The sequence below is a fragment of the Amycolatopsis sp. NPDC051373 genome (assembly GCF_040689465.1).
GTDB lineage: Bacteria > Actinomycetota > Actinomycetes > Mycobacteriales > Pseudonocardiaceae > Amycolatopsis.
Map to the genome: position 1 here is coordinate 364946 of NZ_JBFBAE010000003.1, position 15543 is coordinate 380488.

17 protein-coding genes are annotated in these 15543 nt (G+C 71.1%); 7 read left to right on the forward strand and 10 right to left on the reverse strand.

The window, feature by feature from the left end; genetic code table 11:
• Positions 1-53: 53 nt before the first annotated feature.
• From priA to AB0383_RS07790, 3 genes are all read right to left on the reverse strand, one after another.
• On the reverse strand, positions 54-785 hold the full coding sequence (gene priA / locus AB0383_RS07780) for a bifunctional 1-(5-phosphoribosyl)-5-((5-phosphoribosylamino)methylideneamino)imidazole-4-carboxamide isomerase/phosphoribosylanthranilate isomerase PriA (protein ID WP_366185889.1): 732 nt from the start codon (positions 783-785) through the stop codon (positions 54-56).
• 71 nt (positions 786-856) lie between these two features.
• Positions 857-1477 (reverse strand): imidazole glycerol phosphate synthase subunit HisH, encoded by a 621-nt coding sequence (gene hisH, locus AB0383_RS07785; protein ID WP_366186018.1) that lies wholly within the window; start codon positions 1475-1477, stop codon positions 857-859.
• 42 nt (positions 1478-1519) lie between these two features.
• Positions 1520-2404 carry a hypothetical protein gene (locus AB0383_RS07790; RefSeq protein WP_366185891.1) on the reverse strand — a complete coding sequence of 295 codons (885 nt, stop codon included), beginning with the start codon at positions 2402-2404 and terminating at the stop codon, positions 1520-1522.
• Positions 2405-2544: 140 nt separating this feature from the next.
• Between AB0383_RS07790 and AB0383_RS07795 the strand changes: the two genes are divergently transcribed.
• A complete protein-coding gene (locus AB0383_RS07795; RefSeq protein ID WP_364179464.1) occupies positions 2545-2739 on the forward strand; it encodes a hypothetical protein in 195 nt (64 codons plus the stop codon).
• Between the two features lie 44 nt (positions 2740-2783).
• On the forward strand, positions 2784-3956 hold the full coding sequence (locus AB0383_RS07800; protein ID WP_366185893.1) for an acyl-CoA dehydrogenase family protein: 1173 nt from the start codon (positions 2784-2786) through the stop codon (positions 3954-3956).
• Positions 3957-4007: 51 nt separating this feature from the next.
• Here AB0383_RS07800 and AB0383_RS07805 read toward each other — a convergent pair whose 3' ends face one another.
• Entirely contained in the window at positions 4008-4907 is a 900-nt protein-coding gene (locus AB0383_RS07805; protein WP_366185895.1) for a transketolase, read from the reverse strand.
• A 5-nt stretch (positions 4908-4912) separates the two neighbouring features.
• A complete protein-coding gene (locus AB0383_RS07810) occupies positions 4913-5599 on the reverse strand; it encodes a thiamine pyrophosphate-dependent enzyme (RefSeq protein WP_366185897.1) in 687 nt (228 codons plus the stop codon).
• 53 nt (positions 5600-5652) lie between these two features.
• On the opposite strand from AB0383_RS07810, the gene soxR reads away from it, so the two are divergent.
• Positions 5653-6114 carry a redox-sensitive transcriptional activator SoxR gene (gene soxR / locus AB0383_RS07815; RefSeq protein WP_220238007.1) on the forward strand — a complete coding sequence of 154 codons (462 nt, stop codon included), beginning with the start codon at positions 5653-5655 and terminating at the stop codon, positions 6112-6114.
• Between the two features lie 45 nt (positions 6115-6159).
• On the forward strand, positions 6160-6705 hold the full coding sequence (locus AB0383_RS07820; protein ID WP_366185899.1) for an RNA 2'-phosphotransferase: 546 nt from the start codon (positions 6160-6162) through the stop codon (positions 6703-6705).
• A 1010-nt stretch (positions 6706-7715) separates the two neighbouring features.
• Here AB0383_RS07820 and AB0383_RS07825 read toward each other — a convergent pair.
• Entirely contained in the window at positions 7716-8291 is a 576-nt protein-coding gene (locus AB0383_RS07825) for a TetR family transcriptional regulator (protein WP_364179473.1), read from the reverse strand.
• 207 nt (positions 8292-8498) lie between these two features.
• On the opposite strand from AB0383_RS07825, the gene AB0383_RS07830 reads away from it, so the two are divergent.
• The gene (locus AB0383_RS07830; protein WP_366185901.1) at positions 8499-10697 is read left to right on the forward strand and encodes an MMPL family transporter; all 2199 of its coding nucleotides are present in this window, start codon (positions 8499-8501) and stop codon (positions 10695-10697) included.
• A 27-nt stretch (positions 10698-10724) separates the two neighbouring features.
• Here the strand turns inward: AB0383_RS07830 and AB0383_RS07835 are convergent, their stop codons facing one another.
• Complete coding sequence (locus tag AB0383_RS07835) at positions 10725-10883, reverse strand: hypothetical protein (protein WP_220238003.1); 159 nt, start codon at positions 10881-10883, stop codon at positions 10725-10727.
• A 161-nt stretch (positions 10884-11044) separates the two neighbouring features.
• Here AB0383_RS07835 and AB0383_RS07840 point away from each other — a divergent pair, with 161 nt between their 5' ends.
• A complete protein-coding gene (locus AB0383_RS07840) occupies positions 11045-11548 on the forward strand; it encodes a GNAT family N-acetyltransferase (RefSeq protein ID WP_255637668.1) in 504 nt (167 codons plus the stop codon).
• Between the two features lie 33 nt (positions 11549-11581).
• On the opposite strand, the gene hisB is transcribed toward AB0383_RS07840, so the two are convergent.
• From hisB to hisD, 3 genes are read right to left on the reverse strand one after another with little or no spacing between them, the layout of a single operon-like run.
• On the reverse strand, positions 11582-12181 hold the full coding sequence (hisB, locus tag AB0383_RS07845) for an imidazoleglycerol-phosphate dehydratase HisB (protein ID WP_360605878.1): 600 nt from the start codon (positions 12179-12181) through the stop codon (positions 11582-11584).
• Positions 12178-13296 (reverse strand): histidinol-phosphate transaminase, encoded by a 1119-nt coding sequence (locus AB0383_RS07850; RefSeq protein ID WP_364179477.1) that lies wholly within the window; start codon positions 13294-13296, stop codon positions 12178-12180. The genes hisB and AB0383_RS07850 overlap by 4 nt, the downstream gene beginning before the upstream one ends.
• Positions 13293-14618: a histidinol dehydrogenase gene (hisD, locus tag AB0383_RS07855; RefSeq protein WP_364179479.1), complete on the reverse strand. Its 1326-nt coding sequence runs from the start codon at positions 14616-14618 to the stop codon at positions 13293-13295. Before hisD ends, AB0383_RS07850 begins: the two co-directional genes overlap by 4 nt.
• Positions 14619-14702: 84 nt before the next feature.
• Here hisD and AB0383_RS07860 point away from each other — a divergent pair, with 84 nt between their 5' ends.
• The gene (locus AB0383_RS07860) at positions 14703-15497 is read left to right on the forward strand and encodes a carbon-nitrogen hydrolase family protein (RefSeq protein ID WP_366186020.1); all 795 of its coding nucleotides are present in this window, start codon (positions 14703-14705) and stop codon (positions 15495-15497) included.
• Positions 15498-15543: the final 46 nt, after the last annotated feature.

Sequence of the window (15543 nt, forward strand, 5' to 3'; positions counted from 1 at the left end):
GAACCGATCCTGCCGAGAAGACGTAACCACGTCGATTACCCGCGGGGTAATGACTAGCGGACGGCGGCCAGCGCCTCCGGCAGAGTGAAGGCGCCGGCGTAGAGGGCCTTGCCGACGATGGCGCCTTCGATGCCGTCGCAGGCCAGGCCGGCCAGTGCCCTGAGGTCGTCCACACTGGACACACCGCCCGAGGCGATCACGGGGGCGTCGGTGCGCGCGGCGACTTCGCGGAGGAGGTCGAGGTTCGGGCCCTTGAGGGTGCCGTCCTTGCTGACGTCGGTGACGACGTACCGGGAAGCGCCGTCGCGGTCGAGCCGTTCCAGGACTTCCCAGAGGTCGCCGCCGTCCGACGTCCAGCCCCGCGAGGACACGCGGTGGCCGGCCTCGGTGATCCGCACGTCCAGCCCGATGGCGACGCGGTCGCCGTACGTGGTGACGACCTTGGCGGTCCAGGAGGGGTCCTCCAGGGCGGCGGTGCCCAGGTTCACGCGCCGCGCGCCGGTGGACAGGGCGGCTTCCAGCGAGGCGTCGTCGCGGATGCCGCCGGAGAGCTCCACCTGGACGTCGAGGCGGCCGATCACCTCCGCCAGCAGCTCGCGGTTCGAGCCCTTGCCGAAGGCCGCGTCGAGGTCGACGAGGTGGATCCACTCGGCGCCGTCGCGCTGCCAGGCGAGCGCGGCGTCGAGGGGGCTGCCGTAGGAGGTCTCGGTGCCGGCCTCGCCCTGGACGAGTCGGACGGCCTGGCCATCGGCCACATCAACTGCGGGAAAGAGCGTGAAAGTCACCGCGACAGCGTAAAGGCGCCGGTCACGGTGCCGAACCACCGGGCCGACCTACCGCACCGAACCAGGTCGGACTAGAGAGTGGCCAGCCAGTTGCGCAGCAGCTTCGCGCCCGCGTCGCCCGACTTCTCGGGGTGGAACTGCGTGGCCCACAGCGGGCCGTTCTCCACCGCCGCCACGAAGTCCTCGCCGTGGTTGGCCCAGGTCACCTTCGGCTGCCGCCCGGCCAGGCCGGACTCCAGCTCCCACTCGCGCGCCGCGTAGGAGTGCACGAAGTAGAAGCGCTCCTCCGGGTCGAGGCCGGCGAACAGCTGCGAGTCCTCGGGCGAGCGCACGGTGTTCCAGCCCATGTGCGGCAGCACGTCGGCGTGCAGGCGCTCGACGGTGCCGGGCCACTCCCCCGTGCCCTCGGTCTCCTCGCCGTGCTCGACGCCGCGGCCGAAGAGGATCTGCATGCCCACGCAGATGCCGAGGACGGGACGGCCGCCGGCCAGGCGCTTGCCGATGATGCGGTGCCCGCGCACGTCGAGCAGCCCCGCCATGCAGGCGGAGAAGGCTCCCACCCCGGGCACGACCAGCCCGTCGGCCTCGAGCGCGGCATGCGGGTCGGCGGTGACCTCCACCTCGGCGCCGGCGCGCGCGACGGCGCGTTCGGCCGAGCGGAGGTTGCCGGAACCGTAGTCGAGGATCACCACACGAGACACACGTCAAGCCTAGTCCCGGGGCGGGAGCGCACGTCAGCCGCGGCGGAAGGAGTAGACGTCCGTCACGGTGTTGCAGGGCGCGGGCGGCACAACCTCCACGCGCAGGGTGCCCCTCGGCGCGTCGTAGTCCACGCCTTCCGGGGTGAACGCGCCGGCGCAGGTGCTCGACAGCGGCAGCTGGCCGAGCTCCTTCACGTGCGCCCGGACGTCGTGGCCGGTGAGCGCGTGGGGCAGGTCGACCTGCAGGAGCTGGTAGCTCGTCGGGTACAGGTCGTTGTTGGAGTCCGAAGTCGCGCACAGCAGGCGTGTCGCCGAGACGAAGTCGCAGCCCTGGGCCGCCCGGATCGTGTGGTCGAGGCGGATCCGCGCCGCGAGCGGCAGGTCGCCGGCCACGCGCGGGGCGCGGTGGTTGAGGAACGGCGTGGGCGAGACGAACAGCTCCGTCGCGTCGCCGAGCGCGCCCGAGACGAGCCACTGGCCGTCGGGGCTCACCGCGACCTGGGCGTTGGCGTTGGGCGCGGGTTCGTCGGCCGCGAGTGGGTGCACGAACTCCGTGGTCAGCCCGGACGGCGAGGTGACCAGGTACATCTTCGACGTCGGCGTGGGCGTCGCCGTGTCCTGGTAGACGTCGAAGGTGTAGCCGCGCAGGGAGTCGGGGTCGCCGACGTGGCCCCAGCCCTCGTCCTTCAGCGGCTGCGGGATGGTGGTGCCGTTGCGGTAGACCGTCTGCGGCGCCTGGCCCGGCAGCCGCAGCGTGGTGATCCCTTCGCCGCTGACGGAGTTGGCGACCGAGACCTTTCCGGTCTGGCGCCAGCCGCCGAGCGAAGCGGCAGGGCTCGCCGTGGCAAGGGGAGCGCAGCTCAGAACAGCCGCGGTGGACAATGCGAGGGCTTTCGCCGCCAACGTCGACAGACGCATGGTTCGCTCCTTCGCGAACGTGACCTTGGCGGCGGCCCGCGAATTTTTGCACGCGACCCCGTTTCGCCGGAGGCCCCGCTGGGTATTCACCCGTTCGGCTGAGGCGCCGCCGGCGCCCCCGGACGAGGGAAGAGGCAGACATGTCCGAGTCGGACCTCCTCTGCCAGATGTTCGAAGCGTGGCGGGACGACATCAACAGCGTGCCGTTTCCGCAGTTCACGACGCTGGTGATCCCTCCGCAGCCCTCTCGCGCTCAGGTCGACGCATGTCGTTCTCGTGACGCTCGCAAAGAGAACGTGATGAATCCCACGCACTGGAACCGGGGTCATCTGTGATTTCCTGCTGGCAACGCGTCGACGCGAGCCAGTAGGAGCAGCCGATGAGCAAGAACCCGGATCCACACGACTTCCTCGATCTCGACGCAGGGCTGGCCGAGGAGGATCGGGCCATCCGGGACGCGGTCCGCGACTACGCCCGCGACCAGCTCCTCGACCACGTGGCCGAGTGGTACGAGTCGGGCTCGCTGCCCGCGCGTGACCTGGCCAAGGGCTTCGGGCAGCTCGGCCTGCTGGGCATGCACCTGGAGGGCTACGGCTGCGCCGGTACGAGCGCGGTGGCCTACGGCGTCGCGTGCCGCGAGCTGGAGGCCGTCGACTCCGGCCTGCGCAGCTTCGTCTCCGTGCAGGGCTCGCTCGCGATGTTCGCGATCCACCGCTGGGGCAGCGAGGAACACCGGCAGGAGTGGCTGCCGAAGATGGCCGCCGGCGAGGCGCTGGGCTGCTTCGGCCTCACCGAACCCGACGCCGGCAGCGACCCGGGCAGCATGCGCACCCGCGCGGTGCGCGACGGCTCCGACTGGGTGCTCAACGGCACGAAGATGTGGATCACCAACGGTACCGTCGCCGACGTGGCCGTGGTCTGGGCGCAGACCGACGAGGGCATCCGCGGCTTCGTGGTCCCGACGTCGACCCCGGGCTTCACCGCCAACGAGGTGAAGCACAAGCTTTCGCTGCGCGCGTCGCTCACGGCCGAGCTCGTGCTCGACGGCGTACGGCTGCCGGAATCCGCGGCGTTCCCGCAGGTGCGTGGCCTGCGCGGCCCGCTGTCCTGCCTCAACGAAGCGCGCTACGGCATCCTGTTCGGCGTCGTCGGCGCCGCCCGCGCGTGCTACGAATCGGCGCTGGAGTACACGCTCTCGCGCGAGCAGTTCGGCAAGCCATTGGCGAGCTTCCAGCTCACGCAGCGCAAGCTGGCCGACCTGCTGGTCGAGGTCAACCGCTCGGGGCTCGTCGCGCTGCACATCGGCCGGCTCAAGGACGCCGGCGAGCTGCACCACAACCACGTGAGCTTCGGCAAGCTGGCCAACGTCCGCTCGGCGCTCGACGTCGCCCGCACCGCCCGCTCGATGCTGGGCGCCAACGGGATTTCGCTGGAGTACCCGGTGATGCGGCACATGGCGAACCTCGAGACGGTGCTGACGTACGAGGGCACCGAGGAGATGCACGCACTGTCGCTGGGCCAGTCGGTGACAGGGATCGCCGCATTCCGCTGACCGTCCGGAGTGGACGGGTCGCCGGGACCCCCAGCCCCGGCGACCCGAGACTCACGGCCGCAGGAAGTCCTTGAGGGACAACGCGATCGAGCCCGCGTCGAGGCTGTGCGCGAGGTCGTGGTCGGCCCGCTTGCCGTAGGTGCGCACCTCCGTGTCGCGCAGCGTGCCGAGCGACAGCAGACGGTGCGGAACGTCTCGCAGCGCTTCGCTCACGTGGTAGGCCGAAGTGCCCTTGAGATACGGCTCCACGAGCACGATGTCGGCGACGTCCCCGACCGCGGCGCGCAGGCCCGCGGCGTCGAAGGGGCGGATCGTCGACGCGTACAGCACCGTCACGTCGAGGCCTTCGCTCGCGGCGAGCACCCGGTCGAGCATCGGGCCCACGGCGAGCACGACGCCGTTGCTGCCACTGCGCACCCGCTGGAACCCGACGCCGAGGTGCGGTTCGGCGTTCTGGTCGGCCGAGAGCCGCACGTACACGCGACTGTCGCCGGGCACGGAGTCGAGCAGCAGGCGGCGGGCCTCTTCGGGGTGGCCGGGGACGTGGACGTACCAGCACGGCAGGGAGTCGATCAGCGCGACGTCGCCCGGCGACTGGTGCGTGCGTCCTTCGGCGGGCATGTCGTAGGACGAGCCGTAGGACACGAGCACGGCGCCGGCATCCTGGTGGACCAGGTCGAGTTTGATCTGCTCGAACGCGCGCTCGACGAGGAACGACGAGAACGTGTGGATGATCGGGCGCAGACCGGCCAGCGCGAACCCGGCGCCCGTGCTCACGAGCAGTTGCTCGCGGATGCCGACGTTCACCACCCGGTCCGGGTGCCGCCGCGCCACGCCGGCGAGCTGGGCGGCGGAGATGTCGGCGAGGACGACGGCGACATCCGGGTCGGCGTCGACGATCTCCTCGGCGGTGGCGAGGAAGGTTTCGCGCATGTTCAGCGTGGTCGGCATGTTCGTCAGCCCTTCGGTTCGACGACGGCGACCACGGCGAGCGGGCGCCCCGGGTGTTCGGTGGTGAACGCGTCGTAGAGCGCTTCGTGGTCGCGGCCGGAGACGGTGCGCGTGGCCCAGCCCTCGACCTCGAACCGGCGCGCGATACCGCCGGGCCAGCCGTGCGTGGACGACTGGTTGTCCACGACCACCGTGGTCAGGTTTTCCAGGCCCAGGCGGGCGGCGACGACGATCGGCTCGGAGTTGGAGCCCTCGTCGAGCTCGGCGTCGCCGACGAGCGTCACCACGCGGCTGGAGTAGCCACGCGCCCGCAGGCCCAGCGCGGTGCCGAGGGCGATCGGCAGGCCGTGGCCCAGCGAACCGCTGGAGATCTCGACGCCGGGCGCGCGTTTGCGGTCCGGGTGGTGGCCGAGCCGTGAGCGGGCCGAGGACCAGTCGGCGAGCTCGGCCTCGTCGAGGAAGCCCTTGACGGTGAGCACGGCGTAGTAGGCCATCGGTCCGTGCCCCTTGGAGAGCAGGAACCGGTCACGGCCGGGGTAGTGGAAGTTCTCGGGCGAGATGTCGAGCACGCGGTCGTAGAGCACCCAGAGAACGTCCACTGTGGATTCCGCCGCGGCCTGGTGCTTGTCGTCGCCGGTCATCAGCGAGATCAGCCTGGGCAGATCCGCGTATGCCGTCGCTGTGGTGGTCATGTTCCCACCGTGCAACCTCGACCAATGTCTAGGTCAAGCGCTAACCTGGACCAATGACGAGGTTGGCGGAGCACTTGAGCATCGGGCAGGTCGCCGAACGCAGCGGCGTCCCGCACACGGCCCTGCGGTTCTACGAGGACAAGGGGCTCATCACGTCCGAGCGCTCGGCAGGCAACCAGCGCCGCTACCCGCGTTCGGTGCTGCGGCGCATCGCCTTCATCCGGGCCGCGCAGCGCGTGGGCCTTTCACTGGAGGACATCAGCGGCGCCCTCGCCACGCTGCCCGCCGACCACGCGCCCACGAAAGCCGACTGGGCACGGCTCTCGCGCGAGTGGCAGCACGAGCTCGACGCGCGCATCGACGCCCTGCAGCGCCTGCGCGACCGCCTCACCGGCTGCGTCGGCTGCGGTTGCCTCTCGCTGCGCAGTTGCAGCCTGTACAACGCCGACGACGAGCTGGCCCGCTTCGGCCCCGGCGCGAGCAAGCTGCGCCCGGTCTCCGAGGGCGGCATCTGAATTTCCGTTGTGGCGGCAGCTCGGATGTGGGTCACTTAAGGCGTTATGGACGAGAAACACATGATCCGCGTCTCGAAGCGGCTCTCCCGCCACCTGCGCCACGAACCCGAATCGATCGGCCTCACGCTCGACGCCGCCGGCTGGGTCGGAGTCGACGAGCTGCTGGCGGCGTTGCGCGCCCACGGCGTGCGGGTGAGCCGCGCCGAGCTCGCGGAAGTGGTGGAGCGTAACAACAAACAGCGCTTCGCCTTTGATGACAGCGGGCGACGAATCCGCGCGAACCAGGGCCACAGCGTCAGCGTCGAGCTGGGCCTGGAGCGCCGCACTCCGCCCGAGGTGCTCTACCACGGCACCGCGACGCGCTTCCTGCCCGCGATTTACCGGGAAGGCCTGCGGCCGATGCGCCGCCACGCCGTGCACCTGTCGGCTGCCATGGAGACCGCGCTCGCGGTCGGGGCCCGGCACGGTCGTCCGGTGGTGCTCCGCGTGGCCGCCGGCGCGATGGCCGCTGCGGGGCACGAGTTCGAGCGTAGCGAGAATGGCGTGTGGCTGACCGCCGCTGTCGCACCGGAGTACCTGACGGAGAACTGACCCGGCGGTGAAGGCGGGCTCGTACCCGGTGATCCTGCGGGCTCTACGCCAGGCGCGGCGCAGCACGCACTCTCACTCGCGGCCACGCCACCGCGGGCGGCCACGACGAACGCGGCGCTGCGGCCGGCCAACTCGACTTCACGCCGGTGGCGCGCTGGAGATCACGAAGTCCAGCACAGCCGGAAGCCCGCCCGCAGTGCCGCTGAGACGGCCGGTCCCAACCTGCTCAGTCGTGGTGACGCCTCGGCCCGCCCAACAACCGGCGGCCAACCTCACCACCCGCCGCAGTGCCGCTCAAGCATCCGACTCGAGCCTGCTCAGTCGTAATGGCGCCGCGGCCGCCGCGCAGCCGGCACCACCTGACCGGACCGCAGTGGCTGAGACGTCCGGCTCAAGCCCACTCAGTCATGGTGGCGCCACCGCCTGAAGAACAGCCCGCAGCCCACCTCACCGCCCCCGCGACGCCGCCGGCGCATCCGCACCAAACCAACCCAGTCACAGCGCCGCCGCGGCCCGCCGAACAGACGGCAGCCGCCCACCGCGCCCGCGGGACCGCTGGAGCATCCGACTCAAGCCAGCTCAGCTGTGATTGGGACCTCGGCCGGCCCAGCAGGCCGCGGCCAACCTCACCGCCCGCCGCAGTGCCACTGGAGCATCCGACTCGAGCCTGCTCAATCGCAATGGCGCCGCGGCCGCCGCGCAGCCCGCACCCACCTCACCGGACCGCAGTGCCGTGATACGTCCGGCTCAAGCCCACTCAGTCACAGCGGCGCCTCGGCCCGCCGAACAGATGGCGGCCGCCCACCGCGCCCGCGGGACCGCTGGAGCATCCGACTCAAGCCAGCTCAGCCGTGGTTGGGACCTCGGCCGGCCGGGCGGGCCGCGACCGATCTCACCGGGCCCCCACTGAAGCGTCCGGACCAAGCCGACTCCGCCGAGAGCCCGCCGACAAGGCGGCGGCCAACCTCACAGCGCCCGCAGTGCCGCGGAAGCGTCCGGGCCAAACCGACTCAGTCGTGGTGCCGGCGGGGCCGGCCGAGCAGCCGGCGGCCGGCGTCGACGAGCTCGCGGCGCAGGCTTTCGTCGTCGAGCTGTGCGATGTCCGGCGAGCCGCCCGTCATGGCGAGGCCGGTGAGCGTGACCAGCGCCGCCACGCGGGAGGAGATGTCGGGCTCGGGCCCGGCCAGGATGTCGATGAGGGCGTTCTTGAAGCCCTCCATCCCGCGCGTCGAGTTCTCGATCGCGCGGTTGATGCCCGGGTCGCTGGAGAACAGCGCGACGAGCACGCGGTGGCGCACCACCAGATCCACGAAACCCTCGAGCAGGTAGTCGACCTGAGTGCCGCGGCGGCGCTGCTTCGCGGCCTCCGACACGATGTGGTCGAGCTCGCGGATGGCGGGCGCCGCGACGGCTTCGGTGATCTCCGCCTTGGTCTTGAAGTGGTAGTACACGGCCGCCTTGGTCACCCCGAGCGCGTCGGCGATCATCTGCAGCGACGTGCCTTCCACGCCGTGTTCGGCGAACAGCCGCAGCGCGGTGCCGAGCAGCCGCGTCCGAGTGTCCTCTGCCGGGGCGGCGGTAGTCATCGTTCCTCCTCGTCAAGCCCAGGAAGCGTACGTGACAGCTAGTCGATCGGCAAACCGAGATACTTGCCGATCGACAAGCAAACTCCTAGCCGTGCGGCTAGTCACATACTTGCCGATCGGCTTGGCAGCCTCCTTGCCGATCGGCTAGCTTCGGAATCACTGGTTAGTGTGACGAAGGCCCTATCCGGGCGAAACGGAGAAACACTCGTGGCGACATTTCTGTACCGGCTCGGCCGGTTGTCGTTCCGGCGCCGCGCTCTGGTCTCGGCCGTGTGGGCGGCCGTGCTCGTGGCGCTCGGCATCGGCGCGCTCACGCTGTCCGGCCAGCTCTCGGACTCGGTGACGATCCCCGGGACCGAGTCCCAGCAGGCGATCGACCAGCTCCAGGCGAAGTTCCCGCAGGCCGCGGCCGGTGGCGCGACCGCGCGGGTCGTGATCGCGGCCCCGCAGGGCCACACCGTGACCGACGCCGCCGGCAAGGCCGCGGTCGAGTCGACGGTGGCGAGCCTCAAGACGGCGCCGAAAGTTTCGAGCGTGGCCGACCCGTTCCAGGCGAAGTCGATCTCACCGGACGGGCGCGTCGCGCCCGCCCAGGTGAGTTACCAGGTCAAGGGCTTCGAGCTCACGGACAGCGACCGTCAGGCGCTGCTCGACAGTGCGAACGGCGCCAAGCAACGCGGTTTCGAGGTCGAGTTCGGCGGCGACGCGGTGCAGGCGATGCCCGCGACCGGCGCCACCGAGGGCCTCGGTGTGGCCGTGGCGGCCGTCGTGCTGATCATCACGTTCGGCTCGCTGCTGGCCGCCGGCATCCCGTTGCTCACCGCGCTGATCGGCGTCGGCATCGGCATGGCGGGCATCATGCTGGCCTCGGGTTCGCTCGAGCTGAACTCCAACACCCCGGTACTGGCCCTGATGATCGGCCTCGCCGTGGGCATCGACTACGCGTTGTTCATCGTCTCCCGCTACCGGCACGAGCTCAGCATCGGGCGAGAGCCCGAGGAGGCCGCGGGCCGGGCCGCGGGCACAGCCGGGTCCGCCGTGGTGTTCGCCGGGCTCACCGTGATCATCGCCCTGGCCGGACTGACCGTGGTCGGCATCCCGTTCCTCGGCCAGATGGGCGTCGCCGCGGCCGCGACCGTCGCGATCGCCGTGCTCATCGCGCTCACGCTGCTGCCGGCCATCCTCGGTTTCGCCGGTACCCGGGTCATGGGCGGCCGGATCCGCTTGCGCCGCAAGACGGACAAGGCTTCGCACGGCGAGCGCTGGGCCCGGTTCGTCGCCCGGCACCGCTGGCCCGTGCTGCTCACGGCGCTCGCCGGCCTCGTCGTGGTCGCCATCCCGGCGCTGAGCATGCAGCTCGGCCTGCCCAACGACAGCACCGCGGCGCCCGATTCCACGCAACGCAAGGCCTACGACCTCGTGAGCGAGACCTTCGGTGCCGGTGCCAACGGCCCGCTGCTCGTCGTCGCCGACACCGGCGTGAACCACGACCCCGAGTCGCTGAAGCAGGCCGTCGCGGGCATCAGCACGCTGCCCGACGTGGCCGGGGTGACGCCGCCGCGTGTGAACGCCGACGGGGACACGGCGCTGCTGACCGTGATCCCGAAGAGCGGGCCGAGCAGCAAACAGACCGAGGACCTGGTGGCGGCGATCCGCGCGCAGTCCGAGGCGCTGCACGAGACCACGGGCGCGAGCCTCGCCGTGACCGGCCAGACGGCCGCGAACATCGACGTGTCCGAGAAGCTGTCCGACGCGATGATCCCCTACCTGGCGCTGATCGTCGGGCTCGCGTTCATCCTGCTGATGCTGGTGTTCCGCTCGATCGTCGTGCCGCTGAAGGCAACGCTCGGCTTCCTCGGCTCGGTGGTCGCGACATTCGGCGCCGTGGTCGCGGTGTTCCAGTGGGGCTGGCTGACCGACCTGCTCGGCGTCGCGTCGACCGGGCCGGTCATGAGCATGCTGCCGATCCTGCTCATCGGCGTCCTCTTCGGACTCGCGATGGACTACCAGGTGTTCCTGGTGACGCGGATGCGCGAGGAGCACGTGCACGGCGCCGACCCGCAGGAGGCCATGGTCGCCGGCTTCCGCCACGGATCGCGCGTGGTCACGGCCGCGGCCCTGATCATGATCAGCGTGTTCGCGGGCTTCGTGCTGGCGGAGTCGACGCTGATCCAGTCGATCGGCTTCGCGCTCGCGTTCGGCGTGCTGGTGGACGCGTTCGTGATCCGGATGACGATCGTGCCGGCCGTGATGTCGCTGCTCGGGCGCCACGCCTGGTGGCTGCCGCGCGGTCTGCACAAGGTGCTGCCGAACGTCGACGTGGAGGGTGAGGGCCTGACCGAGGCTCTCGAAACGTCCGACTCCCGCGGCAGCCGCGGTGACGAGCGCGAGCCCGCTCGCGTGTGAAGCCGCGCCGTCCGCCTGGCGGGTCGCTCAGCCGACCAGCCAGGCGACGGCGCCGCCGATCGCCAGCAGGGCCGCGACACCCAGGGCCACGGCGATGAACTTCGCCGTTTTCCACGTGGAGTAGACGCCACCGGCCAGGAAGCCGGCCAGCGCCAGCAGCAGGATGGCGACAATCTCTTTGCTCACGAAGCTCAGCGTGCCACACGACCTCCACCCGGCCAGGACTGGGCAGCGAGGCCGCGGCGCCTTCCGGTGCGGGGTCGGCGTCGAGCACGTGACCCACGTCTCCCTCGTTACGCGGCCCCCCGGGCATCGCGTTCGGCGGCTCGACGTGGCAAGCTCTCCGGGTGAGCGGAGCCGCCGATGCCGAGATCGTCCTGACACCGCTTGACGAGCAGGCCCTGGTCCGGCTGCTCGACGTCGCGGTCGAGGGCGCCGACCCGCTCGAGGTGTTGCCGCCGATGGACGGCCCACCGGGCTGGACACCCGAGCGGCGTGAGGCGTTCCTGGTGTTCCACCGCCGGAATTCGCTCGACCCGGAGACGGCGACCACCTCCGCCTGGACCATCCAGGTCGGCGGCACCATCGTCGGCGGCGCGCGGCTGCACCCCGTCCACCGTGGCAAGTCGGTCGAGATCGAGGCCCAGGTCTGGGTCGCCCGCTGGGCCCGGGGCCGCGGGATCGGCAAGTGGGTCACCGAGACCCTGATCGACGCGGCCCGCGAAGGCGGCGGGGGCCGGTATGTCGCTTCGACCACCACGGACAACAAGGCGGCACAACGCCTGATGAAATCCGTCGGTGCGAACGTCGACCTGCACGACGGCGGCGTCGACTCGCACCTCGAGATCTAGTCAGGCGTTGTACCGGCCCCGGGGGAGCTTTTCCTAGAGCACGCCCTTCGTGGACGGGATCCCGCCCGCGCGCGGGTCGGGTTCCGTGGCAGCGCGCAGAGCCCGCGCGACGGCCTTGTACTCCGCCTCCGCGATGTGGTGCGGGTCGCGGCCGTGGATCACGCGCACGTGCAGCGCGATCTGCGCGTGGAACGACAGCGAATCGAACACGTGGCGCGTGAGCACGAACGGGTAGTTGTTGCCGATCGTGAACGTGTTGAACTGCTCCGGCTCGCCCACGTGCACGCAGTACGGCCGACCCGAGACGTCGATCGCCGCGTGGGCCAGGGTTTCGTCCATGGGGATCCACGCGTCGCCGAAGCGGCGGATGCCGCTCTTGTCGCCCAGGGCCTGGCGCAGGGCCTGGCCCAGGACGATGGCGGTGTCTTCGACGGTGTGGTGCGCGTCGATGTGGATGTCGCCGGTGGCCTCGACCTTGAGGTCCAGCGAGCCGTGCACGCCGAACGCCGTGAGCATGTGGTCGTAGAACGGCACGCCGGTGGAGATCTCGACCTGGCCGGAGCCGTCGAGGTCGAGCTGGACCAGGATCGACGACTCCTTGGTCGTGCGTTCCACCTTGCCGATGCGGGTCATCGCGGTACTTCCTTACTCGCCTCGAGGAACGCGTCGTTCTCTTCCGGAGTGCCGATGGTCACGCGCAGGTGGCCTTCGATACCGACGTCGCGGATCAGCACGCCGTGGTCCAGATAGGACTGCCAGCTCGCCTTCGCGTCGGCGAACTGTCCGAAGAGGACGAAGTTCGCGTCGCTCGGCACCGGGGTGAACCCGAGACCCAGCAAGGCTTCCACCACGCGGTCGCGTTCGGCGGAGAGCTTGTGGACGGTGGCGAGCGTGGCGTCGGCGTGGCGCAGTGCGGCGCGAGCGGCGGCCTGCGTGAGCCGGGACAGGTGGTACGGCAGGCGCACGAGCTGAAGCGCGTCCACGATGGCCGGCGCGGCCGCGAGGTACCCCAGCCGTCCGCCGGCGAAGGCGAATGCCTTGCTCATGGTGCGCGAGACGATCAGCTTCGCCGGGTACTCGGCGATCAGCTCGACCGCGCTGGGCTGCGAGGAGAACTCGGCGTACGCCTCGTCCACCACGACGATGCCCGGCGCGGCTTCGAGGACACCGCGCAGTTGCTCCAGCGGGATCGACCCGCCGGTGGGGTTGTTCGGGCTCGTCACGAACACGATGTCCGGCCGCCGCTCGGCCACCAGTTCGGCGGCGCGCGCGGTGTCGAGCGTGAAGTCGGGCCGCCGCGGCACCGGCACCCACTCCGTGCGTGTGCCGGAGGAGATGATCGGGTGCATCGAGTACGACGGCTCGAAGCCGAGCGCGCTGCGGCCCGGCCCGCCGAAGGCCTGCAGGATCTGCTGCAGGATCTCGTTGGACCCGTTGGCGGCCCACACGTTCGCCTCCGACAGCACCACGCGCGTCGACACCGTGAGGTAGTCGGCGAGCTCGGTGCGCAGCGCGACGGCGTCGCGGTCCGGGTAGCGGTGCAGCGAAGCGGCTTCGGCGCGCACGGCCTCGGCCACGTCGGCCACCAGCTCGGGCGGCGGCGGGTACGGGTTCTCGTTGGTGTTGAGCCGCACGGGCACGTCGAGCTGCGGTGCGCCGTAGGGGCTCTTGCCGCGCAGGTCCTCGCGCAACGGCAGGGCGTCGAGGGTCACCTCGGCGCCGGGCACGGCCGGGGTCGCCTCGGTCATCGGCCCTCCCCCGCGAACCGCGCGGTCACGGCCTCACCGTGGGCGGGCAGGTCCTCGGCGTCGGCCAGCGCGACGACGCGGCCGGCGACCTCGCGCAGCGCGTCCTCGCTGTAGTCGACCACGTGGATGCCCTTGAGGAAGCTCTGCACCGACAGGCCGGAGGAGTGCCGTGCGAAGCCGCCGGTGGGCAGCACGTGGTTGGAGCCGGCGCAGTAGTCGCCGAGCGACACCGGTGCGTAGGCCCCGACGAACACCGCGCCCGCGTTGCGCACGCGGCCGGCGACCTCCCGGGCGTGGGCGGTCTGGACCTCGAGGTGCTCGGCGGCGTAGGCGTCGACCACGCGCAGGCCGTCGTCCACAGTGGACACCAAGATGATGCCGGACTGCTTGCCGCCCAGCGCCTGCCCGACGCGTTCGCTGTGCTTGGTGGCCGCGACGCGCTCGGCGAGCTGCTTGTCCACGGCGTCGGCGAGCTCCTCCGACGTGGTGACCAGGACGCTCGCGGCGAGCGGGTCGTGTTCGGCCTGGCTGATCAGGTCGGCCGCCACGTGTACCGGGTCGGCCGTCTCGTCGGCGAGGATCGCGATCTCGGTGGGCCCGGCCTCGGAGTCGATGCCGATCACGCCGCGCACGAGGCGCTTGGCGGCGGTGAGGTAGATGTTGCCCGGCCCGGTGACGATGTCCACCGGGGCGAGCTCGGCGCCGTCGGTGTCCGTGCCGCCGTACGCGAGCAGCGCCACGGCCTGCGCGCCGCCGACGGCCCACACCTCGTCGACGCCCAGCAGCGCGGCGGCCGCCAGGATCGTCGGGTGCGGCAGGCCGCCGAAGGCCGCCTGCGGGGGCGAGCAGACCACCAGCGAGCGCACGCCCGCGAGCTGCGCCGGGACGACGTTCATGACCACGGTGGACGGGTACACGGCCAGCCCGCCCGGCGCGTACAGCCCGACGCGCTCCACCGGCACCCAGCGCTCGGTGACCGTGCCACCGGGGACCACCTGCGTGGTCACATCCTGGCGGCGCTGGTCGGCGTGCACCTTGCGGGCGCGGCTGATCGATTCCTCGAGCGCGGCGCGGACCTGCGGGTCCAGCGCTTCGAGGGCCTGGGTGAGCTCGCCCACGGGCACGCGCACAGTCGCCGGGCGGACCTTGTCGAACTGCTCGGTGTACTCGAGGACGGCCTCCACACCGCGGTCGCGGACCGCCTCCACCACCGGCCGAACGTGATGCAGCGCCGCGTCCACGTCGTATTCGGCGCGCGGCAGAGCGGCGCGCAGTTCGGCGGCGGTCGGGACCTGCCCGCGCAGGTCGGTGCGGTTCAGCATGGTGACCAGGGTACGAGGTGGCTCTCGGCGTCCGGGCAGGGATACTCGGTGGTGACTTGCCGTCCCACGATGAGGGAGAACGCCGTGCCGCGGATCGCGTTGTGCCAGCTGAACTCGGGCGACGATCCGGAGGACAACCTGAAACTGGTTCGCTCCGGCGTCGAGGCCGCGGTGGCGGACGGTGCCCGGATCGTGGTGTTCCCGGAAGCCACGATGGCGCGCTTCGGGCGGCCGCTGGCGCCGGTCGCGCAGCCGTTGGACGGGCCGTGGGCGACGGCGGTGTCGGCGATCGCCGAGGAGCACGGGGTGCTGGTGGTGGTGGGGATGTTCACGCCGGCCGAGGACGGACGGGTGCGGAACACGCTGCTGATCACGGGGCTGGGGGTGCGGTCGTCGTACGACAAGATCCACCTGTACGACGCGTTCGGGTTCGCGGAGTCGGACACTGTGGCGCCCGGTGACACCCCGGTGACGTTCGAGGTCGAGGGCACAGTGTTCGGGGTGGCCACCTGTTACGACATGCGGTTCCCGGAGCTCTTCCGGCGGCTGGCGGATGACGGGGCGGACATCGTGCTGGTCCCGACGTCCTGGGGTGCCGGTGACGGGAAGTTGGACCAGTGGCGGGTGCTGGTGCGGGCGCGGGCGTTGGATTCCGGGTGCTGGGTCGTGGGGTGTGGGCAGGCGGATCCTGCTGCTTCCGGGATCGAGGTGAATCCGAAGGCGCCGACGGGGATCGGGCATTCGGTGGTGGCGGATGGGTTCGGGCGGGTGCTGGCGGAGCTGGGGGACGCGCCGGAGGTGGTTGTGGTGGAGTTGGATCCGGCGGTGGCGGGGAAGGCTCGAGGGGCTACTGGGGCGTTGGCTAATCGGAGGCTTTAGAGGTCCTTCGCAGGGCGTGTTGCGGTGAGGATGGTCAAGGGAGCTG

Coding starts and splice junctions, on each gene's coding strand:
- AB0383_RS07790 (WP_366185891.1), bottom strand. CDS start 2,404: ATGCGTCTGTCGACGTTGGCGGCGAAAGCCCTCGCATTGTCCACCGCG.
- AB0383_RS07795 (WP_364179464.1), top strand. CDS start 2,545: ATGTCCGAGTCGGACCTCCTCTGCCAGATGTTCGAAGCGTGGCGGGAC.
- AB0383_RS07800 (WP_366185893.1), top strand. CDS start 2,784: ATGAGCAAGAACCCGGATCCACACGACTTCCTCGATCTCGACGCAGGG.
- AB0383_RS07805 (WP_366185895.1), bottom strand. CDS start 4,907: ATGCCGACCACGCTGAACATGCGCGAAACCTTCCTCGCCACCGCCGAG.
- AB0383_RS07810 (WP_366185897.1), bottom strand. CDS start 5,599: ATGACCACCACAGCGACGGCATACGCGGATCTGCCCAGGCTGATCTCG.
- soxR (WP_220238007.1), top strand. CDS start 5,653: ATGACGAGGTTGGCGGAGCACTTGAGCATCGGGCAGGTCGCCGAACGC.
- AB0383_RS07820 (WP_366185899.1), top strand. CDS start 6,160: ATGGACGAGAAACACATGATCCGCGTCTCGAAGCGGCTCTCCCGCCAC.
- AB0383_RS07825 (WP_364179473.1), bottom strand. CDS start 8,291: ATGACTACCGCCGCCCCGGCAGAGGACACTCGGACGCGGCTGCTCGGC.
- hisB (WP_360605878.1), bottom strand. CDS start 12,181: ATGACCCGCATCGGCAAGGTGGAACGCACGACCAAGGAGTCGTCGATC.
- AB0383_RS07850 (WP_364179477.1), bottom strand. CDS start 13,296: ATGACCGAGGCGACCCCGGCCGTGCCCGGCGCCGAGGTGACCCTCGAC.
- hisD (WP_364179479.1), bottom strand. CDS start 14,618: ATGCTGAACCGCACCGACCTGCGCGGGCAGGTCCCGACCGCCGCCGAA.